Raw genomic sequence first — 24600 nt, 5'->3', positions numbered from 1 at the left:
GGCGTGGCCCTGGCTCGCCGCCGCAGGGAGAGTGACTCCATGACGCAGCCCCACTTCATTCCGCTTCACACCGCCACGCACGCGCTGGCGCGCTCTGTGAGGCGGCTTTGCCGTCGCCATCATCCCGAGGACCTTCGCGCTCCCACCCCGGAGGCGACGCGATGAGCCCCGCACATGGCCCACGTGGAGTCCTCCTCGCCGCGCTCCTGCTCGTGGGCACGACGGCCTCGGCGCAGGTGACCTTCGACTGTCAGACGATTCAAGAGCGCGCTCCCGCCACCGGCCTCGGCGCCAATCCGAAGGCCGTGGCCTCCGTGCCGCTCGCCAGACAGCAACAGGGCTACGTCCGCGTGGGCGGAGGGTGCGAGGTGTCGCGCTTCGGCTACGACTCCGCGCACGCCGAGGTCATGGTGCAGAACGCTCCCGACGGGGACTTCGGCTGGCGGTGCAAGGGCGCCGACCCCGCGCTCGTCATCAACCCCGCGTGGGCCAAGGCCTCCGTCACCTTCTGCAAGGCCAGCGCGCCCAACGTCAGCAGCCTGCGCTTGCAGTGCAAGACGCTCAGCTCGAAGACGGGCCCCTCGCGCAACCCGCTCGCGGAGGTGTCCCTCACCCCGCAGCTCGCCACCGAGGGTTATGTCGTCGTCTCCGGCGGCTGTGACTCCTCCCACGCGCTGAACGGCTCCATCCACGCGGAGAACGTCGTCGTCTCCAAGCCCACGGCGAATGGCAAGGGCTGGCGCTGTCAGGCCGCGGACCCGCCGAACCATCCACAGGACGCCACCGTCACCGCGTCACTCGTCGCGTGTCAGCTCGCGGTGGACCCCGCGCAGGCGGCCCTCCTCATCCCGAAGCCCGCGCTGCGCTGCGCGGTGAGCCAGGGCGTGAAGACCACGGGCATGGCCTATCCCCGAGCCCTCGCCGCCGCCACGGGCAAGGTCATCAGTGGTGGCTGCGACCTCTCCTATGCCGGCAATGGCTCCGTGCATGCACAGTTCATGGTGCAGCACGGTCCCCAGGCGGACGGCGCCTGGTCCTGCTGGGGCGCGGACCCGCCGCTCATCAGCAACCCGGGCAGCGCACAGGCCAGCGTGCTGAGCTGCGGCATCACCACCGTCCCCGCCACCACACCGCTTCCCGCGCCAACGCCGACTCCCTCGCCCACTCCGACGGCGCGCAAGAATCCGGTCGTCATCGTCGGCGGCACCCTGGCGAGCGAAATCCTGTACTGGACGCTGGAGAGCCGGTTGGACAGGGATGGCTACCAGCGCTTCTTCTTCGAGCTGCCCAGCGGCGGCTTGATTGACCTGCATGAGAGCGCGCGACAGCTCAAGTTCAAGGTGGCGGACGTGCTGCTCCAGACGGGCGCGAGCAAGGTCCATTTGATTGGCCACAGCCAGGGTGGCGCGGTGGCCCGCGCGTACGTGCGTGACTTCGGCAATGCGTCGGTGGAGAGCATCATCAGCCTGGGCACGCCCCACAAGGGCACCGACGACGACCCGCTGCTCGCCCTGGTGGCGCGCCTGTTGTTCAACTGCACCGGCACCGCGGCGGACCCGCTGCCCTGCAAGCAGATGAAGGCGGGCTCGGCGTTCATCGCGGAGATCAACACGCGCCCGCCGAACGACCCCGTCTACTACACCAACATCAACACCCTGCATGACGTGTTCACCAAGGCGAACTCGAACGGGAAGATGGACAACTGTGACCGGACGAGCCCGTCGGGCGAGGCGCTGCAGTGCAACGTGACGGTGCAGGACTTCTGCAAGGACAACCTCGTCGAGCACGTCGGACTCGCGTCGAACGGAGTGGTCTACAGCGGCATCCGACAGGCGCTGGAGCATCGGAAGATAGCGCTCAACTGCACGGAGCTCTGAGGCTCGCCGTCGTACATCCATCCGCCGCCCGCCCGTGGGAGGTACCCGCGCGCGGGCGGCGTTCGAGGTTCGCCGACGGACTCAGCTCGCGTCGGTGGCCACCTTGCCGAGGTGGCGCAGGAACCCGGCCCAGCCCTGCTGGTAGTCGCTGCGGTCGACCGGCAGCTCGAAGCGGTCGTGGATGACGGTGACGCGCGTGTGGCGCCCTTCCGCGAGGGGCTCCAGCAGCCACGTCACGCGCGTCATCGGCTTGTCCGGCTCACCCCGCCAGTCGGTCCAATCGGTGACCAGGCGCTCGTTCTCGACCTTCTCGAGGATGCGGGTGGGGCCGCCCGCCACGGACCTGCCCTCGCAGGTGTAGTTCCATCCGTAGGAAATCTCACCGCGCTCCGCGTCGACGCGGGCGGCGCCAAAGAGCCAGCGGTTCATCAGCTCGGGGACGAGCAGGGCGCGGTACACCTTCGCGGGCGGCGCGGCGATTTCAATCGATGCGCGCACCTCGGGGGCATTGCCGCTGAAGTCGGGCAGCGTGAGCTGGATGCCCTCGCGAAGGTGGTCCTTGAGGTTCCCGGTGTGGATGCGCCACAGGTCGTCAATCACGTGACGCGGCTGGCGAAACGGCAGCTGCCCTCGCACGGCGTGGCGAATCACCAGTGAACACGCGTCCGGGCCCTCTCCTGACTGGAGCGTGTAGTTCACCTCGGTCGGGACGCCTTGAATCGTCCAGCTGAACCTGAGTTCGCGGCCGGGCTCGAGCGCCGTCAGGACCTGGTCGCGGCCAGGCTCGCGGGGCGCGCCGAGGGTGGCCTTGCCCCAGAAGCGGTAGGCCCCAAAGACGCGCGGCTCGACCTCGGCGTGCTCGGCGAACCAGTGACGCAGCTCGGCCGGGTCGGTCAGTGCGCGGTAGACCCGCTCGGGTGGAGCCGGCAGCTTGAAGGTGAACTCGTGCTCGAACGACGGGCTCATCGGGGTCTCCTCTTCGGGGAACGTGGGGCGCGACGCACCGGGACCTGGGGTGGGCCTGGAGCGTCGTCGTCGGGCATCGACTCGATGAATTGCTTCAGGTCATGGAGCCGCGCGGGCCAGAACACGCGGTAGTCATCGAGCCAATCGCTGATGAGCCGCAGGCGCAGCGGCTCCAGCGTGTAGACGCGCTCGCGTCCCCGGCGCTCCTCGCGGACCATCTCCGCCTGGCGCAGCACGCGCAGGTGGCGCGACACCGCGGGCCGGGTCATCGCGAAGCCCGTGGCGAGGCTCCCCGCGGTCGCTTCGGAGCCTCGGAGCCGGGCCAGCAGCGCCCGCCGGGTGCTGTCGGCGAGCGCGAAGAACACCGCGTCGAGCGTCGAGGACGGCCCCGAAGACGTGGGCAGGTGGGCGTGGGCGGAGCGAGGACTCATATGTCAACGACTCGTTACATATCAGCGCACGCGAAATCGCGGCAAGCAGATTCGAAACGAAGACGTTACGCGTCGTTCGTTCCCCCAAGCGGGGCCACTCGCGGGCGGCGTTCAAGAGTCGTGGACGGCCCCTGCGTCAGGGAAGACAGGTCGTCGCCAGGAGCTTGAGGGGAGCACTTCCGTCCTGGCTCACCATCAGCTCGAGTCTGTCATCGGCGTTGAATTTCCCCGCGACGAGCCCCCTGGGCATCGCCTCCAGGACGACGTCTTGCCTCTCCGCGAGCGAGCCATCACCCAGCCCCATCAACAGGCTGACCCTGTTCGCGGCCGGAATCGTCGCGGCGACATCCAGCTGTGACGTCGGCGCCATGCAAGGTGTGCAAGGGAGTACGCAGTGCCGACACATTTCACGGCGGTAGCGCAACCGCGAGGAGTTCTCCCGGCGATGGCGACTGACGCATTGAGACACTCCAAACCACAACGGCGGGTATGTGCATGTATTGGCTTCGCGTCGGGGGCATGGGACAAGATGCGCGCCATGACTTCACCCAGCGTGCATCCCGCGCAGCGCATCGCCGACCACGCCGGCGGCGCTCAGCATCACCGAGGCCGTGGCCGTGTAGTCACGCCGTTTCCGAAGAGCAGTCACCCGTGGGGGAGCTGAACATGAAGAAGACCGTGCTGACGTTGTGTCTTGCTGGAGGTGTCCTGGGCTGTGGCGCGCCGGAGGGAACGCTCGACGAAGGCGTCGCGCCGGAGGGCACCCAGTCCCAGGCCATCCTCGGCGATGTCGTGAGCTTCAATGGCGACCCGAACTCCGACCTGCTGTGGAGGAACCAGTCCACGGGCAACATGCTCACCTGGATCATGGCCGGCCCCTCCCTGGCCGCCACGGCGGTGATGCCCGCCGTGTCGCCGTCGCTCGTGGTTCAGGCCGCCTCCGATTTCGGCGGACCGACGTCGGACCCGGACCTCGTCTTCCACACGCCCGCGTCGGCCGGCACGGCCATCCGTTTCCTCAACAGCTCCTTCAGTGTGCTCGGCATGGCGCCCATCTCGGGCGTCCTCCCGTCGTCGAGCTGGTACGTCGCCGCGTCCGGAGACTTCAACATGGACGGGCAGACGGACCTGGTGCTGCACAACCGCTCCACGGGGCAGTTCTTCTACCAGTACATGTCCGGGCCCACGCCCATCGGCATCTCCACGCCGCTTCCTCGCGCGCTCCCCTGGTACATCGTGGGCGCGGCGGACTTCGACGGAGATGGGAGGACGGACCTGCTCTGGCGCCACCGCACCTCGGGCCAGAATGACATCTGGCGAATGAACAATACCGCCATCATCGGCTCCTTTCCCCTGCCCGTCATGTCCCTGGCCTTCTATGTCGGCGCCACCGCGGACTACACGCGCGATGGAATCCCAGACATCGCCTGGCACAACCCGAGCTCGGGGCAGGTCGTCATCTGGCGGATGGCGGGGATGAGCCTGGGCACGTCCATGACCGTGGGCAGCATGGGCTCGGGCTGCCCACCGTGGTTCTCACAGGTCACCCCGCCCCCCTCGTCCGGAACCTGCATGTACCTCGTGGGTCCTCGCTAGCCCGGGCGTCGGCGCGCAGGGGCCTCGCTCGGACGTCCCGCGCGAGGCGCCTCCACCCGTTGGGCCCCACTCCGGGCCTCGTCGACGACGCCGGAGAGGTCATCGCTCCAGGGCGGGCCCCTCATGGGGCCCAAGCCCGCGACCTACACCTCGGCGGCCGGCGCGACCTGCGGCTCGCGAGGCATGACGACCTGGAGCGCCAGGCTCAACGCGACGACGAGCACACAGCCGATGACATTGAACCAGAGGTAGCCGATGTCGCTGAGCATGAAGAGGCCAATCACCGTGGCCTGGGAGATGACGGCCGCGGTGAAGACCGCGTGCCCCCGCACGTGCTTGAGGAAGAAGGCGACCAGGAAGATGCCCAGCACCGTGCCGTAGAAGATGGAGCCGAGGATGTTCACCGCCTGGATGAGGTTGTCGAGCAGCGACGCGAAGCTCGCGAAGCCCACGGCCACCAGTCCCCAGAACACGGTGAACAGCTTGGAGGCGATGAGGACGTGCCGGTCCGACGCCTCCGGGCGGAACACGCGCCGGTAGAAGTCCACCGTCGTGGTGGCCCCCAGCGCGTTCAGCTCACTGGCGATGGAGCTCATGGCCGCTGACAGGATGACGGCGATGAGCAGCCCGAACAGCCCGCTGGGCAGCCAGCGCTTCACGAAGCTGATGAAGATGTAGTCGGAGTCCTTGGTCTCCGCACCGGGCAGCGCGCGCGACACCAGGGCCTTGGCCTCCTTGCGAACCGCGCTGGCCTCGCCCGAGGAGGCGCGCAGGGCCTCCCGGACCCCCGCCTGTGTGGCGGCATCACCCGCGTCACCCGCCGCGAGGTAGCGCTCCACCTCCGCGCGCTTGCTGGACTGTACCTGCTCCCACTTCGCCTCCAGCGCCGCGTACTCCCCTGCCTGCGTCGTCGCGCGCATGCGCTCGCCCAGCGTGTCGTTGAAGAGCAGGGGCGGCGTGCTGAACTGGTAGAAGACGAAGACGAGGATGCCGACGAAGAGGATGAGGAACTGCATCGGCAGCTTGAGGACGCCGTTGAACAGCAGTCCCAGCCGGCTCTCGGAGATGGAGCGCCCCGTCAGGTAGCGGCCCACCTGCGACTGGTCCGTACCGAAGTACGACAGCGCCAGGAAGAAGCCACCGGTGATGCCGGACCAGAAGTTGTAGCGGTCCTGCACGTTGAAGTCGAAGCTCACCACGTTCATCCGACCAAACGCGCCCGCGACGTCCACGGCGTCGCCGAACGACACGTGCTTGGGCAGCCGCCAGAGGATGACCAGGGCGGCCACCACCATGCCGCCCATCATCACCACCATCTGCTGCTTCTGCGTCTGGCTGACGGCGCTGGAGCCGCCCGTCACCGTGTAGAGGATGACCAGCGCGCCCATCGCGACGACGGTGGGCTCCAGCGGCCAGCCGAGGATGGTGGAGAGGATGATGGCCGGGGCATAGATGGTGATGCCCGCTGCGAGGCCCCGCTGCACCAGGAACAGGAAGGCACCCAACAGGCGCGTCTTCAAGTCGAAGCGGGACTCCAGGTACTGGTACGCGGTGATGACGTTCAGCCGGTAGTAGATGGGAACGAAGACCGCGCTGATGAGAATCATCGCGAACGGCAGTCCGAAGTAGAACTGCACGAAGCGCATGCCGTCTTCGTACGCTTGGCCCGGAACGGAGAGGAAGGTGATGGCGCTGGCCTGCGTGGCCATCACCGCGAGGCCAATCGTGGGCCACTTCAGCTCGCGCGCACCGCGCAGGTAGTCCTCGGTGTTCTTCGCGCCCCGGGACTTCCACATCCCCCAGATGACGATGAACGCAATCGTTCCGCCAAGCACCACCCAATCAAGCAAGGTCACGAGTACACCCAGGTGAGCAGCGACGACAGCGCGAGGAACAGGACGAAGGCGCCGAACACCAGCAGATAGACGTTGCGCCACGAGCCCAGGAGCGGCGGCGCGTCATCCAGCTCCGGCCTCTTTTCGGGCGGTGTCTGGGAGGGAGACGGATTCACGGGAGTGCTCATTGCGCGAGGACGTTCGCCAGGAGGCGGTAGGCGCCGGGGACTCCGGCGGGGAGCTGACGGAAGAAGGCCAGGCCCGTGTAGACGAACACCCCCTTGCCATGACGGGTGACGAGCAGCGAGCCGCGCAGGGGCGCTTCGCCCGCGTCGTTCAGCTCGAACACCGGGCGGTAGTGGTCATCCCACTTCGACGCGAAGTAGAGGCCGCGCTCCTGCACCCAGCCGTCAAAGTCCGCGGCCGTGAGCCGGTTGGGTGCGCGCAACAGCGGCTCGTCCTTGGACACGGGAGTCATCACCGCCGTCTCGTCCGTCACGCGCTCGCGGCCAAGCTCCAGCGGGTACGGCCCGACGAAGGCGGCCAGCGGGCCCACGCGACTGTTGGTGTTGTACTGCACCACCAGTCGCCCGCCCTGCTTCACGTAGTCGAGCAGCCGCTCACGGTGCACGGCGAGGCGGGGGTTCGCGTTGAACGCGCGCACACCGACGAGGATGGCGTCGAAGCGCTCCAGCTTCTCGGAAGCCAGCCGCTCCTCGGGGAGCACCGTCACCTCGTACCCCACCGCCGCCAGGCTCTCCGCCACGCGGTCTCCCGGCCCGGGGATGTAGCCCAGGCGCTTCACCTTCGTCGCGAGCGCGAAGGGAATCAGCGTCGCCTCGGAGGGCTGGCGGACCGCCAGGGGCGGCAGGTGCTCGTGGGCGACGTTGCGCACGCGCCATGACTCCGCGCGGCCTCCGCTGTCCACGACGACGCGCAGGCGCGCCTTCTCGGTGGCGCCCTTGGGCGGCGTCACCCGGAACTGGACCGTGCGCTCGTCACCGCGCGCGGCGAGCTGGAACGCGTGCTCCACCGGCTCCGAACGCCAGCCCTGCGGCAGCTCCAGGCGCACCTTGCCCGAGGCCTCCGCGCGCCCCGCGCCCAGCACCACGGAGACAGCCTGCGTCGCCCCGTTGGGGAACATCACCCGGTCGCGCTCCAGCGTCGCGGTGACGGCGGGCACCACCTCGAACGCGCGGTACAGCTCGCCGCGCACCGGGTCCGTCCACACGTGCACCACCGGCCGCGTCACGGTGATGCGTCTGCCGCCGACCTCGTAAACGAAGGTCGCCGCCAACGCGGGGCCGCCCTCGGGCAACCCCGTCAGCGCGCGGTCCGAGTCCTCGAGCGTGAAGAGTCCTCCAGAGATGGGCTTGCGCAGCCAGTACGGCGTGGTGATGGCCGCGTCCTCCGGCAGCGTCACCTTCTTCTCCAGCTTGAAGGGCGTGTGCTCCGCGAGCGCCGCATTCACGGGCACGTTCTCTCCGCCCGGCAGCGTCACGCTCACCAGTCGAAGCGCGGCGGGCGAGCGGTTCAGCGCGAACAGGTTCAGCGTCACCGGAGCGCCCGGCACACCGGCGGCCTCCGGAGCGCGTGCCTCCAGGAACAACCCCGCGCACGCGGCGATGAGCGCTTCCGTCTCGCGCAGCTTGAGCGCCTTCCACGGATGGTCATCAGGCAGCGCGGACAATGCCTCATGCACGCGCAAGAGCGCGGGCACGGTGCGGGAAGGAGCACGCGCATCGAAGCCCTTCACCGCGTCATCCACCGCGCGGGCCACCGCCTCCGTGCCCTTCCATCGGCGCCAGGACAGGTCCAGGCCCTCGAACACGTCCGCCTTCGGACGCGTGCCATCGAGCGGCGTGAAGTACTCCAGCAGCGGACCGCGCTCGGCCGGTACACCGAAGCCCTGGCTCTTGTGCTGGCTACGGCTCTCCGCGGAGATTTCTCCCCAGGAGCGACCGAGCAGCGCGTCGTACCCGCCCACGTCCACCTTGAGATAGCCGGACATGTCCGCGTCGGGCTTGAGGCTCCACGTCGAGACGTTGTTCAGCAGCCGGTCCGCCTTCCACGGCTTCACCAGGTCCAACTGCTCGGGGAAGCGCTTGGGGTCGGCGGCGGCGGTGAAGGCCTCGGCGGCGAGCAGCGCGGACGCGGTGTGGTGTCCGTGGTTGGGCGGCTTCGTGTTGAAGCGCGTGACGATGAGGTCCGGCTGGAAGCGACGGATGGCGAGCACCACGTCGGCCAGCACCGCGTCGTGTCCCCAGATGCGCAGCGCCTCGTCGGCGGACTTCGTGTAGCCGAAGTCCCTCGCGCGGGTGAAGTACTGCTCGGCGCCGTCCACGCCGCGCGCGGCCAGCAGCTCGTACGTGCGGATGAGCCCAAGCAGTTCGTCCTGCTCGGTGCCGATGAGGTTCTGTCCGCCGTCGCCACGCGTGAGCGACAGGTAGCCCGCGCGCAGTCCGCGTTCACCGACCAGCCAGGCGAGAAAGCGCGTGTTCTCGTCGTCCGGGTGGGCCGCGACGTAGAGCACGCTGCCCGTCACACCGAGCCGTCGGAGTCCCGCGGCGATTTCCCCCGCGTGGGGTTGCCGAGGTGCCTGGGCGAAGGCCGAAGTCCCAATTCCAAGACTCATGGCCAGCGTCATGCCAAAGAAGAGCAGGGTTCGCATCCGCGGCGGACCCTACAACAAGGTCTCCACCCACGCGCGCCTGACCTTCATCACCATGACGCGTCCAGCCACGGCCTCACATCGCGTGCGCGTCACGGTCCTTCTCCGTGCCGGCAAGGGAATGACCTGTTATCACCGCGCACCGTGACGCCTTCCTTTCCCACCGCGTGGCTCAAGGGAGACCCACGCGCGCTCGCCTTCCTGCCCGACCGCTTCCGCCACCGCGCCGCGCGCGCGGAGGCCGCGGCCGCATCCGCCTTGCGCCCCATGTCGTCGGCCCTGCTCGACGTCGTGGTCGCCCAGAACGCACGCCTCGCGCCGAGCCCCGCGCGAGAGCGTCATCTGGAGGAGCTTGCCCGCCCTGGCACCATCGCCGTGGTGACGGGCCAGCAGATGGGGTTGTTCCTCGGCCCGCTCTTCACGCTCTACAAGGCCGCCGCCGCAATCACGGCCGCGCGCGCGCTTCGGGAAGAAACCGGGCGGCCCTGTGTTCCCGTCTTCTGGCTTCAAACCGAGGACCACGACCTGCCGGAAGTGGACCACTGCTTCGTCGCGAGCCCCCGGGGCTCCGCGAAGCGCGTGGCGTTGGACGTGCCCGAGGCCGCCGCCTCGCGTGCGCCCGTCGCCCACCGCAAGTTGGGCGCGGGTGTCACCCAGGCCCTCGATGCGCTGCGCGGAGAGCTGGGTGGAGAGCCCCAGGCCTCCGAGCACCTGGAGTTGCTCGCGCGCGCCTACCAGCCCGACGCGACGCTCGCGGAGGCGTTCACCCAGGTGCTCGCCGTCCTCTTCGCGGACGAGGGCCTGGTCTTCATCGACCCGAGGGACGCGCGCCTCGCGCCCTTCGCCGCGCCCATCCACCGGCTCGCGATTCAGGACGCCGCCGCCATCTCCACCGCGCTCTCGCGTCGCATGGAGGCGCTGACGCAGGCGGGCTTCTCCGAGCAGGTCCACATCCGGCCCGGCTCGCCGCTCGGCTTCTATTCACCTGACGGCATCGAGGGCGCGCGCTACCGGCTGGACCCCGCGGGCGCTGACACCTGGAGCCTGGTGGGCCATCCGCGTGGCGCCACCGTGACGACGGGGGAGTTGCTGGACTGGCTGGAGCGCGAGCCGCTGCGCTTCACCACCTCCGCGCTCTTACGTCCGCTCCTCCAGGACACGTGGCTGCCCACGGCGGCCTATGTCGGTGGCCCCGGTGAGGTCTCCTACTTCGCGCAGCTCTCACCGCTCTACGAGCACGCGGGACTGCCCATGCCGCTCGTGGTGCCGCGCGCCCGCTTCCGAGTGCTGGACGACCGCGCCCGCAGACTTCTCCACAAGTTGGGCCTCACGCCGGACGAGGTGGGCGAGCCCCGCGACGCGCTGCTGACGAGGCTCGCCACACGCGACGCGGCGGAGCCCTACGAGCCCGCGGGCACGCTGGAGGCGCGGCTCTTCGGTGCCTTCGCCTCGGAGCTGGACCGACTGGGCGAGTCGATGCTCAAGCTGGACCCTCAGCTGCTCGACGCACTCAAGCGCACGCGGGGCACCGTGCGCGCCGCCGTGTCCCGCCTCGCGGCCCGCTATGGTCGGGCGCTCGCGCTGCGCGACGAGGTCACCACCGAGCGCGTGGACCGGCTGCGCGCCATGCTCGTCCCGGACGGGGCTCCGCAGGAGCGCATCCACGGCATGGCCTACTACGCCTGTCGCTTCGGCTCTCGGGCCTTCACCCGCCAGGTGCTCGACGCGTGTGTCCCCTTCTCCGGTGACCTGCGGGACCTGACGCCATGAGCACGAGCGGCGCGACGTATGGGCTGGAGGCCCTCGCCTTCGGTCCACATCCCGATGACGTGGAGCTGTTCTGCGGCGGGCTGATGGCGAAGCTTTCGAGCCTGGGCCACCGCACCGGCATCATCGATTTGTCTCGCGGCGAGAAGAGCTCTCGCGGGACGCTGGAGAGCCGGGCCGCGGAGACAGAGGCCGCCTCGCGCGTGCTGGGCCTGTCCGTGCGGGAGAACCTGGGCCTCCCCGATGGCTGGCTCAGCCCGTGGGCTGGCTTCGAGGCCCCTGAGTCCGAGCGCATCCGCGAGTCCGCCGTGGCCCGCGTGGTGGAAGCGCTGCGGCGCCTGCGGCCGGAGCTGGTCATCGTCCCCTGGGAGGAGGAGCGCCACCCGGACCACGAGGCCGCCAGCGCGCTGGTGACTCGCGCGCTGTTCTTCGCCGGCGTGCGCAAGTTCGAGACCGAGCCGCCCGGCGCCCCGTTCACCCCTCGGCAGGTGCTCTACTACCCCCTGCGCCACCTGGCGGAGCCGAGCTTCGTCGTGGACGTGTCCGCCGTCTATGAGAGCAAGACAGCGGCCGTGCGCTGCTACGCGAGTCAGGTGGAACCCCGCCCTGACGCGCCCGCCACGCTGGTGGGCTCGCCGCTGTCGCTCTCCTCGCTGGAGGCGCGGGACAGGTTCTATGGCGCCCAGGTGGGTGTCGCCCACGGCGAGCCGTATGTCGTCCGGGAGACGTTGGGGCTCATCGACCCGGTGGAACACTTCCGCCGGAATAGCTTCGAGAAGCCCCTGTTCTTCCCTCACCGCCGATGAGTCCTCCCCTCTCCATCGCCATCACCTGCTTTTCGACCTTCGGGGGCAGCGGCATGGTCGCCACCGGCATCGGCCTGGGCATGGCCGAGCGAGGTCACCGCGTCCACTTCATCGCCCGGGAGCCGCCCGCGCGGCTGGACAGCCTGCCCCGGGGCGTGACGTTCCACGAGGTGACGGAGAGCGACTACCCCGCGCTCCAGCGCTCCGGCACGTACCCCATCGCGCTGGCCTCCAAGATGATTGAGGTGGCCAACACGGAGCGGCTGGACGTGCTGCACGTCCACTACGCGGTGCCGCACGCCACGGCGGCGTGGATGGCGCGCGAGGTGCTGGGAGAGCGGGCGCCGCGCATCGTCACCACCCTGCACGGGACGGACACCACGCTGGTGGGCGTGCATCCCAGCTACCTGCCGATGACGCGCTTCTCCATCCTGCGCAGCGACGCGGTGACGACGCCGTCGGCCTTCCTCCGCGACGCGACGTGGAGCGGCTTCGGGCTGCCGGAGAGCTTCCCCATCGAGGTCATCGCCAACTTCGTGGACACGGAGCGCTATGCCCCCGCGCGGGAGCGCGCGCACCTGCGAGCCCTCTTCCCGGACCTGGGCGAGCATGAGCCCGTCCTCATCCACGTCTCCAACTTCCGTCCCGTCAAGCGCATCACCGACGTGGTGGCCGTCTTCGCGGAGGTCCACCGTCAGTTGCCTTGTCGGTTGGTGATGGTGGGTGACGGACCGGAGCGCGCCCCGGCGGAGCGGATGCTGCGCGAGTTGGGCCTCGCCCATCGCGTGGCCTTCCCGGGCAAGCAGGACCGCTTCATGGAAGTGCTCGCAGCGTCGGACGTCTTCCTGCTCCCCAGCGAACAGGAGAGCTTCGGCCTCGCCGCGCTGGAGGCGCTCAGCTGCGGCGTCCCCGTGGTGGCGAGCGACGTTGGAGGAATTCCAGAAGTCGTGCGCCATGGCGACACGGGGCTCCTGGCTCCGCTAGGCGATGTGCGCGCCATGGCGGGCCACGTGCTCGGCCTGCTGCGTGACGCGGCGCACTGGAAGGAGTTCTCCGTCCGAGCGCGTGCCGACGTCGTCGAGCGCTTCAGGATGAAGCCGGCCATCGACCGGTATGAGGCGCTCTACCGCCGGCTCGTGAGCGGGGCCCCCCGACGCTGAAGGGGCCCCACTCGCGCCGGGTCGACTACTTGTTCTTCCAGTCCGCCAGGGCCTTGGAGACCTGGTTCTTGTAGAAGAAGTTCGGGTCCTTCTCGCCCAGGTCCCACGAAATCTGGGCGGCCTTGCGGGCCTCCGCGAACTTGCCGCTGCGCGCGAGGATGTCCGCGCGAATCCACTGGTTGTACCAGTTGGAGTCGAGGGCCACGGACGCGTCCGCGAGCTTCAGCGCCGCGACGTAGTCCTTGGTGGAGTCCGCCACGTAGCGCGCCGCCTGGGCCTGCTCGCTCGCGCTCGTCTGCCCCGCCTTCTCGATGTTGGCCTTGGCCAGCGTGGCCGTGTCCACCTTGATGGGGACGGAGACGCGCAGCTTCTCCCACTCGAGGTCCAGCGAGGTGCTGTCCTCGGTGGTGTTGCTGAAGACGTACGTCAGCCGCTCACGGCTGGGAATGGCCGCCGTCGTCGCGGCGACGGTGGCCACGTCGTTGGCGGGCGAGTACTGCGCCGCCGAGGAGAACAGCCCCAGCTCCTTGTTCAGCATCACCTTCCAGCCCTTCTGCGAGGGCAGGGTGACGATGGAGTAGGTGCCGGCGGGGACGGCCTTGCCGCCGAACGTCACGTCGTGGCTGAAGGTGATTTTCGTGGCCGAGTTGGCACCCGAGCGCCAGGGCTTGTCCCAGGGAACGAGGTCACCCCAGACCTTCCGGCCCTTCACACCCGGGCTGGAATAGTCGATGGAAACCGAGGTGACACCCACGTCCTGCGCCACCTTGGCGGAGGGGCTGGGAGCGGGCAGCTCGAGTTGGGCGGAGGCGGGCGCGGCGACCAACACCACGAGCGCGGAGAGCAGACATCCGAGGGCAACGTTCTTCATCGTCCTCACATCATCCTTTCTGAACAGAACCTGAGGGGTGCGAAGGCGGGCGGAGTGTATAGACGAGCCCCCCGCTCACCAAACGATTCGGGCGAGCCACCAGACACTCCAGTGACCGAGGTATTCCCGTCGTACCCCGGGAAGACGAAGCTGCCGGGCGAGGACTCCGCATGAAGCTGACCCGGCTCACCGTCCACCACTTCCGGAGCGTGGCTCCCGGCACCGAGCTGACGCCCGGCCCGGCACTCAACCTGGTGCTCGGCGAGAATGGGACCGGGCGGACGACGCTGCTGGAGCTGATCTCCATCGTCCTCGCCTCCGACTTCGCCAGCCTCATCCATGAGCGCTTCGCGCTGGAGTACGAGCTCGCCTTCCCCGGCATGAAGCTGCACGTCTACGCGCGCAACGACACGCGCGTGCCCGAGCGCACGGAGCCTGGCGCGAGGCAGGGCGCGGGACTGTTGCCCCTGCGCACGCCCACGACCGACTCCGGGCTCCAGCCACTCATCGAGGTGGAGCTGCACTTGTCCTCGCCCTCGGCGCGGCTGGTGATGCGCGCGGACGCGGAGGGCATCGACTGCAAGGTGGACGGCGCGCCCGCGTGGACGCGCACCATGCACTGGTCGCTCCTGGACCGCTCGGTGTGGACGCTGCTGTTCATGACGGCGCAGTACATCGACGCGGGCATGAAGGAGCGTCTCAAGGAGCTGTTGAGGCGGACGTTCCTGCTGGCGCCGCAGCGCTTCGATGAAGCGCTCGGGATGTTCGAGCGCCTGGGCACCATCCGCTACGCCATGGAGGCGCGCGACGGAGAGGTGTTTCCGCTGGGCTTGATGGCCCTGCCCGGCTGGATGCCCGGGTGGTTGAAGGAGCGCGTGGAGCAGGAGCCTCTCCTCGATGCCCTGGAGCTGCGCCACGACGCGCTGGAGCGCTCCTTCCTCTCGCGCTTCGTGAGCCTGGCGGGCCTGGAGTCCGGACGGCTGCGCGTGGAGGTGTTGGAGAAGCGCTCCTTCGACAACGGAGGGCGTGTGGGGTTCGGCGGCTTCGCGTTCCACTTCGTCCGACGCGACGGGCGCGAGCTGCCGCAGGCGGAGCTGGGCTTCGGCCAGAAGCGGCTGCTGTCGCTCTTGTACTACCTGGACGTCAACGAGGACTTCGCCATCCTGGACGAGCCCGCCAATGGCTTGCACCCGCGCTGGGTGGAGGCGGGCCTGCGCGAGCTGGGAGGACGGCAGGTGTTCCTCGCCACGCAGAGCCCCCTGCCGCTGGAGCATCCGGTGTTCGCCTCCGAGGAGGAGCTGCGCGCGGCGCTCATCCACTGCGCACCGGTGCTGCACGAGGGCCGCGAGCACATGGGCTGGGCACACCCGACGCGACAGCTCGCCGCGAAGCTCTTCGACGCCCACCGCAGCGGCGCGCGGCCCCTGGGGGCCTTGCTGAGGGAACACGCCGTGTGGTGAACGATGGGGTGCGGCGAATTGTCGCGGCCCACCCTCCGGCTTCCGGATGATTGTCTGGCGCAAGTGATGGGCCTGCCCTGTCGTGCTGCGGCAAATGGCCGCATCGGTGCGCTCGAAGCGGTCTGCTACGCCGAGGTGCTGGCGCAGTCATTCCCTCCTGGAGGCCCCGCTTGAAGCCCTCTCTCAAGACGTTGCTCGCATTCTCGAGCCTGCTGGTCGGCACCGCCGCCCACGCCCACATCGCCGTCTCCGGCACCGGTCCCGCAATCGCTGGCACGTCCTACGAGGCGCAGTTCACCGTGGGGCACGGGTGCAGCGGCGCGGACACCTACCGCATCAAGGTCGCCATCCCCGCGGGCGTCACCTCCGTGCGGCCCCTGGACTCCACCTTCGGCAAGGCCGTGGTGGAGAAGGACGCGAACAACAACGTGACGTCCGTCACGTGGACGCGGGGCTCCACGACCGAGGTGCTGCCCGCCGACACGCATGCGCACCGGCTGGTACTGCGTGCCCGCATGCCGGATGCGCCCTTCACCACCGTGTACTTCCCCACCACGCAGACGTGCCGGGATGCCCAGGGCGCCGAGACGATTGTGGAGTGGGTGGGCACGTCGGGGGGGCATGACCACGGGGGTGACGCCGGCACCACGCCGCAGGCGGAGCCCGCGCCCTCGCTCTTCGTCTACCCCAAGCGCACGCCGGGCTGGAACAAGTACACCGTGGAGGAGCACGTGCACGACTTCACGGTGTTCAGCGATGCGCAGATTGTCTGGGCAGGCAATCGCGCGTTCAGCCCCAACCCCGTGACGAAGGGCCTCATCGAGTCCGACACGGACACGGACGAACTGACGGAGATTCATCCGGGCACGGAAATCTGGGTCAAGTACTGAGGCGGGAGGACACACCATGACTCGCCATCTGCTTGCATTGGCTGCCGCGTGCGCGCTCTGCGCGTGCTCGGACAGCGGCTCGAAGACGCCCTCGGCCATCACGCCGGATTCAGGAGTGCTGCCCACGCAAGGCCTGACGCAGCCCACGGGCCTGGAGCGGCCTCCCACGGGCCCGGGACTGCCCGCGGACCTCAAGCCCCCGGGCCGCTGAGCACCCGACATCCTTCTCCGGGCTCGTGGTGCGGGGCCGAGCCCGGACAGGTGACCCATCTCCCCGCGGCGGGTCTTCATCAATCCGCCGCGTGCACCAGCGCCTCCAGGTCGCGCTGAAGCGACTCCAGCCCGTCGGAGTCATCCACCACGCGGTAGTACCCACGAATGCGCCCGTCCGCGTCCACGAGGACGAAGTGCTCGCCGTGGAAGATGCTGAGGAAGTCGTCGTCACCCGCGTCCGCGTCCCGCCCCATCATCACGCGGAAGCCCTCCAGCACCGTGGCCTCCACGTCCTCCAAGGGCCCCGTCAGCAGGGACCAGTTGCTCGTGTCCAGATGACGTGTGTTCGCGTACGCGGCGAGCCGCTCCGGTGTGTCGTAGCGCGGGTCCACGCTGAACGAGACGAAGCGCACCGACGACAGCCCCGCCTCGCGCGCCTGACGCTGGAGGCGGGCCATCTTCGCCGTGAGCAGCGGACACACCGTGGGGCAGCGCGTGAAGATGAAGTCCGCGACGACGACCGCACCGCGCAGGTCCGCGTCGGAGAACGGGCGTCCCGTCTGGTCCGTCAGGCGAAAGGTCGGCAGGGCCCCGAACCCGGGCAGCCCCCGCGCCCGCAGTCGAGCGCGTGACTCGCGCAGCAACGGGAGCGCGAGCGCCGCGACGAGCGCCAGCACTCCCACGACGAGCAACCCCACCCAGCGACGACGGCGGTGTTCCAAGACAGGCGCGGCCATGTCAGTACCTCCCCCGCTCGCCCACGCAGCCCACGCCAAGCACATGAGGATGGTCCATGGGCAGCCCCGCCAGGGCCGGCACCGGGCCGCTCTCGGAGACCTGTCGCGCGTCCGCCACCAGCGCCTCCACGGCACGCGGGGATTCGGTCAGGTCGTAGACGCCCCGAAGCCCACCTGCCTGGTCCACCAGCAACGTGGACCGCCTCTGCGACGAATCACCCTTCACGAGCGCGCCCGCGCTCAGCATCGCCAGCACCTCCGCCTCCCACGAAGTGTCCACCGCCAGCACGTGCCAGGACATCCGGTCGCTCCCGCTCGCTTCGCCTTCGACGCGCGCCAGTCCTTCGACCCGAGCGAAAGAAGGGCGTGCCACCACGACGAACCGGAAGGGAATGCGCTCGGCCTCCAGTCCGCGCTCCACCCGGGACAGCCGCGTCACGAGGTGCTGGTGGCTGGACGCGCTCTCCTCTGGGAGGAATTGGAGGACATACGCCCGTCCCCGAAGCTGGCGTGTTCCAAACAGCGCTCCGTCCATGTCCCGAAGCTCGAACCGGGGAAGCTGTCCATGGAGGGGCACGGGGTTGGGAACCCACTCTGTGTCGGCGGGGAGCCAGGACTCCTCCGACAGCACCAGCCTCGCCACCGACAGCATGGCGACACAGAGCGAGAGCAACACGGCGAGACTCGAGACGCCCAGGCACCACCAGGCCCACGAACGCAGCCGGGTGGCACCTCGCGACGGACGCGAAGAGGAAGGACTCATGTCCACACCCTCGCGCAAACGGACCGCGAACACGCTGTGGCAACTTGCCGCGCGCCATGGCGAAGCACACGTCGCTACAAGCTCCCGCGCATCAGGTCCCGCCCTGGAGGATGAATGAAGAGCGCGATGTTGCTGTGCCTGCTGTTGAGCGCCACACCGACCCCGACGTCGATGTCCCCAGCCACGGAGAAGCCCGTCGTCCTGGCGACACCCGTGACGTCCGTGACGAGCACCTCGGGGCGCCTGCGAATCGAAGTACTCGCCGACGCAGTCCCCCTGCGCCGAGGCCCTCAACGCCTGCGCATCCGAGTCACCGAAGTCGCCACGGGCAAACCCATCCCAAGCATGGTGCTGGCCCTCCAACCGTGGATGCCCACCATGGGGCACGGGCTCGACAGCCCCGCGCGAATCACGCTTCAGGGCACGAGCGACTTCGAGATATCGGAGTTGGACCTCTTCATGCCGGGCGCCTGGGAGCTGCGGCTCACCCTGTCGGGCTCCGTCGAGGACAAGGCAGTGGTCCGCCTCCAGCTCGCACGCTGAAGCTCACGGCCCTGTTGTGTTCTCGCTCAGGGATGCGGCGCACCCGCCATCCGCTGAATCGCCTCGAAGTGTTCGAGCGTGTGCGCCAGCGCGTGCTCCGACACGAAGTCGAGTCCTTCCATCGCGCCCGCCGCCGCCTCCGCGGCCCGCGTGAACATGCGCGCCTCATACGCCGCCACCGTGCGACTCCAATCGGAGTCCTCGGAAAGCCCCAGCGCCAGCTCCGCCGCATCCAGCATGGCCATGTTCACGCCCTCCCCGGAGAACGGCGGCATGACATGCGCCGCGTCTCCCAGCAGCGTCACGCCCGGCCGGTGCGTCCACCGATGCCCCACCGGGAGCGCGATGATGGGACGCGGGACGATGGTGTCATTGCTCACATCGATGAACCGGAGCAGTGAAGGCGCCCATCCGGTGAACCGCGCCTTGAGCGCCGCGCGGGCATGCTCGGGAGAGGACAGGTCCACCTCGCCGTGTCGGAGCCAGTCCTCGGCCACGCGGAACATCAAGTAGACGCGGACCTGCGCGTTGCTGCTGCGCTGCGCGATGAGACCCAGGCAGTCGCCGACCACGGAGACCTTGCCGCGAGGAATGAGCGCTGCGACATCCGGATGCCGCGCGTCCACGTCGTCGATACTCAGCTCGACGAACATCACCCCGGTGTAGCGGGGCTCCTCGCTCGACACGAGCGGGCGCACCTTGGACCACGCCCCATCCGCGCCCACCACGAGGTCGAACTCCCCGAGCGAGCCGTGCTCACCCGCGACGCGATAGCGCCCATCCGACAGGGGTTCCACCGCGCGCACCTTGCTTCCCCACCGAATCGTCTCGGGAGGAAGGCTGTCGAGCAGGAGCGTGCGCAGTTGCTCGCGGTCAATCTCGGGCCGGCCACCACTTGGGTCTCCCCCCAACTGGAAGCGCAGCGTCCCCAGATGGTCATAGAGCGCGTCGCCCTGGTCGTCATAGCGCGCGAGCGCCTTGAACCCCTCCTCGAGCCCGGCGTGGCGCAGAGCGACCAGGGCCGAGTCCTCGTGCAAGTCCAGCGAGCCACCCTGAGGACGTGACAGCCGGTGCTCGTCCAACTCGAACACCGTGGAGCCGATGCCCCGAGTCGCCAGAATCCGCGCGAGCGTCAGCCCACCCGGTCCACCCCCTACGATTCCAATGCGCTTTCCAGTTTGCATAGGCCCCTAACTAATATTACAAAGGGCCCTATGCAACACGAACGCAAGGCTCGCGCCTGGAACCCGGAATCCACGTCGGCGTATTGGATCAACCGCGCATCACGGCTGCTCATGCGGCTGCATGAGTCACGCTTGCGTCCGCTGGGCCTCGGCATGAGCCAGCTCCCCGTCCTGACGGCGCTCGAGGATGGGGGGACGCTGTCGCAGAAGACGCTCGCGGAGCGGGCGCGCGTCGAGCAGCCGACGATGGCGGAGATGCTCGCGCGCATGGAGCGCGACGGCGTGGTCCTGCGCGAGCCCAATCCGGAGGACAAGCGAGCAAGCCTCACCTCGCTGACTCCCCAGGCCCGCGCCCGGCTTCCCGAAGCGAAAGCGGCGCTGATGCTCGGAGAGGACGAGGCGACCGCGGGCTTCACGCAGAAGGAGAAGGCACTCCTGCGTGAGCTCCTGCAGCGCGTCGTTCAAAACCTTGAAACAGAGGGTTAGCGCCGGGTCCCGACCGGGACTCCACCGGAGCAGGGCCGTGCCCGGCGTGGCGCTGACCCTCTTCCTGCCGTCAGGACACTAGAAGTTGCCGGCGCGGGCCTCTTCGAAGGGCACGCGGTGCTTCATGTACATCGTGTCCAGCATGTGGTTGCCGATGAGGTTGAGGTTGCCATCGGTGAAGCGGTGCACCACGGCGCCCTTGCCGGCGTCCTTCGCGAACGCGACGGGGTCGAAGCTGCCGCCCAGGCCGGTGAGTGTGGGCACCGCGTCCGCGTTGTTGACGTAGTGCACGTACTTCGGCCCGTCCGGGTACTTGGTGGACGCGGCGCCGAAGGTCTCCACGCTCAGCTTGCCCATCGCCTTCTCGACCTGCGCGGGGGACATGCCGTCCTCGATGCGCAGCCGGCGCTCGACGTCGAACAGCGCGCGCGCGGTGATGAGGCCGCCCTGGCTGTAGCCCATCAGGTGGACGTCGCGGCCCGCCTTCAGCTCGCCGTAGAGGGTGTCCGCCAGCGTGTCCACGGCGGGGTTCTTGCCCTTGTCCAGCTTGTCACCCACGCACTGGGCCAGGTCCGCGACGATTCCCTGCGTCGCGTTGTGGATGCCGATGACGCGCGCATCCGCCTTCTCCGCGATGGCCTTCATCTCGCCGAGCTGGTTGGCCGCCGGCGTCATGATGCCGTTGACGTAGAGGATGGTCTTCGAAGGGTTCGGGTTGTCCCGCGGCGTGACGCCGGGGATGTCCTTGAGCGGCGTGCCCGGCGCGAAGGTCTGCCCCTTGGCGCCCATGAGCTTGCCGTCCTGCGTCCGGTCCGGCTTCGAGTCCCCGCCAAACAGCTTCTTGACCTCGCTCAGGTGCGTGGCCTCGAAGACATCCTTGCCCTGCTCCAGGAAGCGCGGGACTTCCTTCAGCCCGTTCTTCGCGGCCTCCACCAGTCCGCCCAGCGGGTTCTTCAGGGACGCGCGCGAGGTCTGCGTCGAGGCGACGGGCGTGGCAGCGGGACGGTTGCGGTCGATGGGGCTCATGAAGGGCTCCCGCCCATGGGGGTGCTGGGCGTTTCCATCATTTTCTCACAGAGCCCGCACGAAGTTGCGTCGCGGAAGGGAACCTGGCCGGTTTCGGGAATGTCTGGGGCGCCATCCTGGCGACATCCCTGGAGAAACCATGACGATGAGACCTGTCCTCGGTGTCCTGCTCCTGCTCTGGGGCTGCGCCTCCAGCAGTCCTTCGACGCAGCGCGCCAATCCCAAAGCAGGGCCCGCATTCATCGAGAATGATTGGGAAAGGGCGCTTCGGGAGGCGCGGGAGAAGCAGCGGCCCCTGTTCGTGGAGACCTGGGCGCCCTGGTGCCAGTCGTGTCGTTCGATGCGCTCGACGGTGCTGACCTCACCCGCCCTGGAGGAACTGGAGGGCCGCTTCGTCTGGCTCGCCATCGACACGGATGCCCCGGCCAACGAGGCCTTCCTCCAGCGCTATCCGGTGGATACGTGGCCCACCGTGCTCATCCTGGAGCCGGAACAGGGCGCGGTCCTCGTGCGCTCGCTGGGCGGAGTGTCCGTGCCCCAGTTGCTCGGGCTGCTCGCGCAGGGAGAGCAGGCCTTCCAGCGGGGGCGCGCGGGTGGAGAGGAGCTGGCCAGAGCGGACGGGCTCGCGCTCACCGGCCACCACGCGGAGGCAGCGGCGGCCTACCAGCAGGCCGTGGTGCACTGGACGCCCGAGGACTCGCGCCGGGCCAGCGCCGTGGTTTCGTGGCTCAAGTCGCTCCTCGCCATGGGCGACACGGTCTCCTGCATGCGCGTGGCGGCCCAGGAGCTCGGGCGCCTGCCTCGCGTGGATGACCGCACCCGGGTGCTGTACGTCGGCATGGGCTGCGCGCTGGATGCGAAGACGGACGAGGCTCGGGCGCTGCGCGAACAACTCGCCCAGGAGGCGGCTCGGGCCCGTGAGGCGCCCGAAGGCACGCTGACGCCAGCGCTGCGCTCCTCGCTCTACGAGGTGGGCTGCGAGGTCCACGAGGCGTCGGGAGACGAGGCGAGCATGCGCGAGCTGGCGGAGACGTGGTGGCGTTTCCTGGAGGAGCAGGCCACACGCGCGCGCAGCGCGGAGGAGCGGGCCGCGCTCGACTCACATCGGGTGATGGCGGTCGCGCTGCTGGCTCGCCCGGAGGCAGCCCTCTCGCGATTGGAGCGCAGTGAGCGGGAGCTGCCGGAGGACTACAACCCGCCCGCGCGGCTCGCCACGCTGCATCTGATGGCGGGACAGCACGAGCGGGCCCTCGCCGCCAGTGAGCGCGCGTTGTCACTCGCCAAGGGCGCCTCGCGGGGCACGGTCCTCGCGGGACAGGCGCGAATCCTCAGCGCGAGCGGCAACCGTGCCCAGGCGGAAGCGCTGCTGACGCAGGCGTTGAACGAGCTGGAACAAGCGTCCGTTCCCAAGAACCACCTGCAGCGACAGGTCCTCGAGCGGGTCCTTTCGCAACTGCGCGCGGAAGGCGACCCTCCGTCACCGTGAGCGATGGGCTGGTGAGAGACCGGAGAAGCCGCGCCATGATGTAGGGTCTTCGCGTCCGGAGGGTGCTCAGGGGACCCAGTCCACCATGGTTCCAATGGCGAAGGAGTCCGTCAGGCTCCCATTCGTCGCCCGGGCCGTCACCAGACAGGTGGGGCTGGGCAGGGCGGGAGTGGTCCAGGCGTATTTCACGGAGCACGTCGTGGGCGCGGGGCTGGTGGCACACGTGTCGACGCCGCGCACCACGGTGCCGCACGTCGAGTCGAGCGTCGCGGTGCGCGTGCCGTGGCGGTTGCCATAGTCCACGAAGAACTCCACCTGGAGGGTCCGGTTCGGACCCACGAAGGGGAGCCTCGTCACCGCGTCCTGACGCAGGAACTGGCGGGCGCTCAGGCCCGTCCCCTGGATGTGGATGGCGGTGACGAGGGGGCGGGCGATGTACTCCGCCTCGAGGTCGACCTCTCCGGTCTGCGGCGTCGTCAGTCCCTCGACGTTGAGGTTGATGCTCTGGGTCACCGTCACGCCGCGCGCCGTGACGGCCACCTGGAGGCGGCAGGGGCCCGCATCACGGGTCCCCCACTGGGTGTAGAAGGAAGTGGGGTGGGTGAAGACGCTCGTCGGGCAGTTGCTCGTCCACTGGTAGGTGAGGGCGTCTCCGTCGAGGTCGAGGGCCGACACGCTCAAGCCGATAAGCTCATTGACGCGGGGCGTTCCGGTGATGCTCGCTGAGCGGATGAAGGGCGCGATGTCCGGCTGTGGCACGGGGGGCGTGAGGTCCTGGACGCGCAGGAGGACAGTCACCGTGGCGCCTCCGACGACGTCCACGGAGGCGGTGCCACTCGCGACGAGCACGGGGTTGCCAGCACCATCGTCGACAAAGCCTTGCGCTGTCAGGGTCTGCGTTCCGATGGGCAACACGAGCGTGCCGACGAAGGTGTCCGTCGTCGTCGAGTACGACAGGACTCGAGAGACATTGGCCGGATGCACCGTGATGACCAGACTGTCGAGTTGCTGCGCTGCCAGGCCGCCGACCGACAATCGCATCTCACCGGAGCCTCCCGACTGGGTCGGGTCTTCGAGGCCGCCTGAACAGGCCATCCACAACGCGGCCAGACTCCACATGACGACGTTCCATGACTTCGACATGGCTCTCTCCTGGGCTTGGTTCGCGGGTGATGGGCAAGCCTATCCGCGCTCGAAAACCCGGCCCAGTGATGCCAGGGCGACTCAGGAGGGCCCGAAGTGGAGGTGGCATGGGTCACCCCGGACCGGAGGCGATGGAACGAGCAGTCGGGCTGGGCGCCTTCTGGGGGCTCGGCGAGCGACGGGGCCGCGCCGGAGGCGCCCGGCTGTCATTGACCTTCGGCCGCAGCGAGCCGCGCGGCCTGAAGGGCGTCATCGAAGGGGATGTGACCGAGCGCTAGGAGCACTCTTCATAATAATCTTGGACCGCGTGGGCAGAGCGAATGCCAACGCGTATGGGTGCGTTGCCGCAAATGCACAGTTCGGTGCCGACCTCCGTGGCGTGGGTGGCGTCACTGTAATAGGTGATATGGAAATTGGCCGTGCAGCGAAGCAGTGCGTCTTCACGTGATGTCAGATCAGACTGCATCCCTGGGTCGGCTTCGCCTGCTCCGCAGCCGAACTGAAATCCGAGGACGACAAGACCCAGAATCAAGAACGAACGCATTGCTCCTCCAGAGGGATAAGAGCCTCTATCAAATGTGAGGATAGAGGCTTCGGAAGAGCATGACGCAGCAGCCGAGGACGAGGAAGCCGAAGTGGACGTCGTCCCTGCGCTCGTCACGGACACGGAGCCGACGAAGTTGATTTTT

At 68.8% G+C, this 24600-nt stretch carries 25 protein-coding genes; 12 read left to right on the top strand and 13 right to left on the bottom strand.

What is annotated here, in order from left to right; all coding sequences use genetic code 11:
* Window positions 1–161: 161 nt before the first annotated feature.
* On the top strand, window positions 162–1877 hold the full coding sequence (locus HUA75_RS00125) for an alpha/beta fold hydrolase (RefSeq protein WP_174485224.1): 1716 nt from the start codon (window positions 162–164) through the stop codon (window positions 1875–1877).
* Between the two features lie 81 nt (window positions 1878–1958).
* Here HUA75_RS00125 and HUA75_RS00120 read toward each other — a convergent pair whose 3' ends face one another.
* The 3 genes from HUA75_RS00120 to HUA75_RS46140 all read right to left on the bottom strand — a co-directional run bounded on the left by HUA75_RS00120 (window position 1959) and on the right by HUA75_RS46140 (window position 3644).
* On the bottom strand, window positions 1959–2843 hold the full coding sequence (locus tag HUA75_RS00120; protein ID WP_174485223.1) for an SRPBCC domain-containing protein: 885 nt from the start codon (window positions 2841–2843) through the stop codon (window positions 1959–1961).
* Window positions 2840–3274, bottom strand: coding sequence for a helix-turn-helix transcriptional regulator (locus tag HUA75_RS00115; RefSeq protein WP_174485222.1), 435 nt, complete (start codon window positions 3272–3274; stop codon window positions 2840–2842). The genes HUA75_RS00120 and HUA75_RS00115 overlap by 4 nt, the downstream gene beginning before the upstream one ends.
* Window positions 3275–3410: 136 nt before the next feature.
* Window positions 3411–3644: a hypothetical protein gene (locus HUA75_RS46140; RefSeq protein WP_217445884.1), complete on the bottom strand. Its 234-nt coding sequence runs from the start codon at window positions 3642–3644 to the stop codon at window positions 3411–3413.
* Window positions 3645–3940: 296 nt separating this feature from the next.
* Here HUA75_RS46140 and HUA75_RS00105 point away from each other — a divergent pair, with 296 nt between their 5' ends.
* The gene (locus HUA75_RS00105) at window positions 3941–4870 is read left to right on the top strand and encodes a VCBS repeat-containing protein (RefSeq protein ID WP_174477528.1); all 930 of its coding nucleotides are present in this window, start codon (window positions 3941–3943) and stop codon (window positions 4868–4870) included.
* 143 nt (window positions 4871–5013) lie between these two features.
* Here HUA75_RS00105 and HUA75_RS00100 read toward each other — a convergent pair whose 3' ends face one another.
* Genes HUA75_RS00100 through HUA75_RS00090 form a run of 3 tightly spaced genes read right to left on the bottom strand, consistent with a single transcriptional unit; the run spans window position 5014 to window position 9376 of the window.
* Complete coding sequence (locus tag HUA75_RS00100; RefSeq protein WP_141641411.1) at window positions 5014–6726, bottom strand: sodium:solute symporter; 1713 nt, start codon at window positions 6724–6726, stop codon at window positions 5014–5016.
* Entirely contained in the window at window positions 6723–6881 is a 159-nt protein-coding gene (locus HUA75_RS00095; protein WP_174457688.1) for a hypothetical protein, read from the bottom strand. Before HUA75_RS00095 ends, HUA75_RS00100 begins: the two co-directional genes overlap by 4 nt.
* A gap of 8 nt (window positions 6882–6889) precedes the next feature.
* Window positions 6890–9376, bottom strand: coding sequence for a PIG-L family deacetylase (locus HUA75_RS00090; RefSeq protein ID WP_174485221.1), 2487 nt, complete (start codon window positions 9374–9376; stop codon window positions 6890–6892).
* Between the two features lie 144 nt (window positions 9377–9520).
* On the opposite strand from HUA75_RS00090, the gene bshC reads away from it, so the two are divergent.
* From bshC to bshA, 3 genes are read left to right on the top strand one after another with little or no spacing between them, the layout of a single operon-like run.
* Entirely contained in the window at window positions 9521–11146 is a 1626-nt protein-coding gene (gene bshC, locus HUA75_RS00085; RefSeq protein WP_174485220.1) for a bacillithiol biosynthesis cysteine-adding enzyme BshC, read from the top strand.
* Window positions 11143–11949 carry a bacillithiol biosynthesis deacetylase BshB1 gene (gene bshB1, locus HUA75_RS00080; protein WP_141641414.1) on the top strand — a complete coding sequence of 269 codons (807 nt, stop codon included), beginning with the start codon at window positions 11143–11145 and terminating at the stop codon, window positions 11947–11949. The genes bshC and bshB1 overlap by 4 nt, the downstream gene beginning before the upstream one ends.
* Window positions 11946–13109 carry an N-acetyl-alpha-D-glucosaminyl L-malate synthase BshA gene (bshA, locus tag HUA75_RS00075; RefSeq protein ID WP_174485219.1) on the top strand — a complete coding sequence of 388 codons (1164 nt, stop codon included), beginning with the start codon at window positions 11946–11948 and terminating at the stop codon, window positions 13107–13109. Before bshB1 ends, bshA begins: the two co-directional genes overlap by 4 nt.
* Window positions 13110–13134: 25 nt before the next feature.
* Here bshA and HUA75_RS00070 read toward each other — a convergent pair whose 3' ends face one another.
* Window positions 13135–13980, bottom strand: coding sequence for a DUF2911 domain-containing protein (locus HUA75_RS00070; protein WP_174457719.1), 846 nt, complete (start codon window positions 13978–13980; stop codon window positions 13135–13137).
* A gap of 170 nt (window positions 13981–14150) precedes the next feature.
* Here HUA75_RS00070 and HUA75_RS00065 point away from each other — a divergent pair, with 170 nt between their 5' ends.
* From HUA75_RS00065 to HUA75_RS00055, 3 genes are all read left to right on the top strand, one after another.
* The gene (locus HUA75_RS00065) at window positions 14151–15440 is read left to right on the top strand and encodes an AAA family ATPase (protein WP_174485218.1); all 1290 of its coding nucleotides are present in this window, start codon (window positions 14151–14153) and stop codon (window positions 15438–15440) included.
* 170 nt (window positions 15441–15610) lie between these two features.
* Window positions 15611–16330: a DUF1775 domain-containing protein gene (locus tag HUA75_RS00060; RefSeq protein WP_174485217.1), complete on the top strand. Its 720-nt coding sequence runs from the start codon at window positions 15611–15613 to the stop codon at window positions 16328–16330.
* A 16-nt stretch (window positions 16331–16346) separates the two neighbouring features.
* Window positions 16347–16541, top strand: coding sequence for a hypothetical protein (locus HUA75_RS00055; RefSeq protein ID WP_141641419.1), 195 nt, complete (start codon window positions 16347–16349; stop codon window positions 16539–16541).
* A gap of 79 nt (window positions 16542–16620) precedes the next feature.
* Here HUA75_RS00055 and HUA75_RS00050 read toward each other — a convergent pair whose 3' ends face one another.
* Together HUA75_RS00050 and HUA75_RS00045 are read right to left on the bottom strand one after the other, a co-directional pair.
* Window positions 16621–17280, bottom strand: a complete 660-nt coding sequence (locus HUA75_RS00050) for an SCO family protein (RefSeq protein ID WP_141641420.1) — start codon at window positions 17278–17280, stop codon at window positions 16621–16623.
* A 1-nt stretch (window position 17281) separates the two neighbouring features.
* Window positions 17282–18043, bottom strand: coding sequence for a hypothetical protein (locus HUA75_RS00045; RefSeq protein ID WP_174485216.1), 762 nt, complete (start codon window positions 18041–18043; stop codon window positions 17282–17284).
* Between the two features lie 114 nt (window positions 18044–18157).
* Between HUA75_RS00045 and HUA75_RS00040 the strand changes: the two genes are divergently transcribed.
* Window positions 18158–18586, top strand: a complete 429-nt coding sequence (locus HUA75_RS00040) for a hypothetical protein (RefSeq protein ID WP_174485215.1) — start codon at window positions 18158–18160, stop codon at window positions 18584–18586.
* Window positions 18587–18612: 26 nt separating this feature from the next.
* Here the strand turns inward: HUA75_RS00040 and HUA75_RS00035 are convergent, their stop codons facing one another.
* Complete coding sequence (locus tag HUA75_RS00035) at window positions 18613–19770, bottom strand: NAD(P)/FAD-dependent oxidoreductase (protein ID WP_174485214.1); 1158 nt, start codon at window positions 19768–19770, stop codon at window positions 18613–18615.
* A 30-nt stretch (window positions 19771–19800) separates the two neighbouring features.
* On the opposite strand from HUA75_RS00035, the gene HUA75_RS00030 reads away from it, so the two are divergent.
* Window positions 19801–20256 carry a MarR family winged helix-turn-helix transcriptional regulator gene (locus HUA75_RS00030; protein WP_141641424.1) on the top strand — a complete coding sequence of 152 codons (456 nt, stop codon included), beginning with the start codon at window positions 19801–19803 and terminating at the stop codon, window positions 20254–20256.
* 78 nt (window positions 20257–20334) lie between these two features.
* Here HUA75_RS00030 and HUA75_RS00025 read toward each other — a convergent pair whose 3' ends face one another.
* Window positions 20335–21282 carry a hypothetical protein gene (locus tag HUA75_RS00025; protein WP_141641425.1) on the bottom strand — a complete coding sequence of 316 codons (948 nt, stop codon included), beginning with the start codon at window positions 21280–21282 and terminating at the stop codon, window positions 20335–20337.
* A 139-nt stretch (window positions 21283–21421) separates the two neighbouring features.
* Between HUA75_RS00025 and HUA75_RS00020 the strand changes: the two genes are divergently transcribed.
* A complete protein-coding gene (locus HUA75_RS00020) occupies window positions 21422–22768 on the top strand; it encodes a co-chaperone YbbN (protein WP_174485213.1) in 1347 nt (448 codons plus the stop codon).
* Window positions 22769–22834: 66 nt separating this feature from the next.
* On the opposite strand, the gene HUA75_RS00015 is transcribed toward HUA75_RS00020, so the two are convergent.
* On the bottom strand, window positions 22835–23911 hold the full coding sequence (locus HUA75_RS00015; protein ID WP_174485212.1) for a hypothetical protein: 1077 nt from the start codon (window positions 23909–23911) through the stop codon (window positions 22835–22837).
* Between the two features lie 131 nt (window positions 23912–24042).
* Between HUA75_RS00015 and HUA75_RS00010 the strand changes: the two genes are divergently transcribed.
* Window positions 24043–24189 carry a hypothetical protein gene (locus tag HUA75_RS00010; protein WP_174485211.1) on the top strand — a complete coding sequence of 49 codons (147 nt, stop codon included), beginning with the start codon at window positions 24043–24045 and terminating at the stop codon, window positions 24187–24189.
* Here the strand turns inward: HUA75_RS00010 and HUA75_RS00005 are convergent.
* On the bottom strand, window positions 24186–24600 hold a 415-nt coding region (locus HUA75_RS00005; protein WP_217445883.1), incomplete at its 5' end, for a hypothetical protein. The two genes, HUA75_RS00010 and HUA75_RS00005, sit on opposite strands and share 4 nt — an antisense overlap.

This window comes from Myxococcus sp. CA040A (genome assembly GCF_013336725.1).
GTDB classification, from domain to species: Bacteria; Myxococcota; Myxococcia; order Myxococcales; family Myxococcaceae; genus Myxococcus; species Myxococcus llanfairpwllgwyngyllgogerychwyrndrobwllllantysiliogogogochensis.
This window is presented reverse-complemented; position numbering and strand designations above follow the sequence as displayed.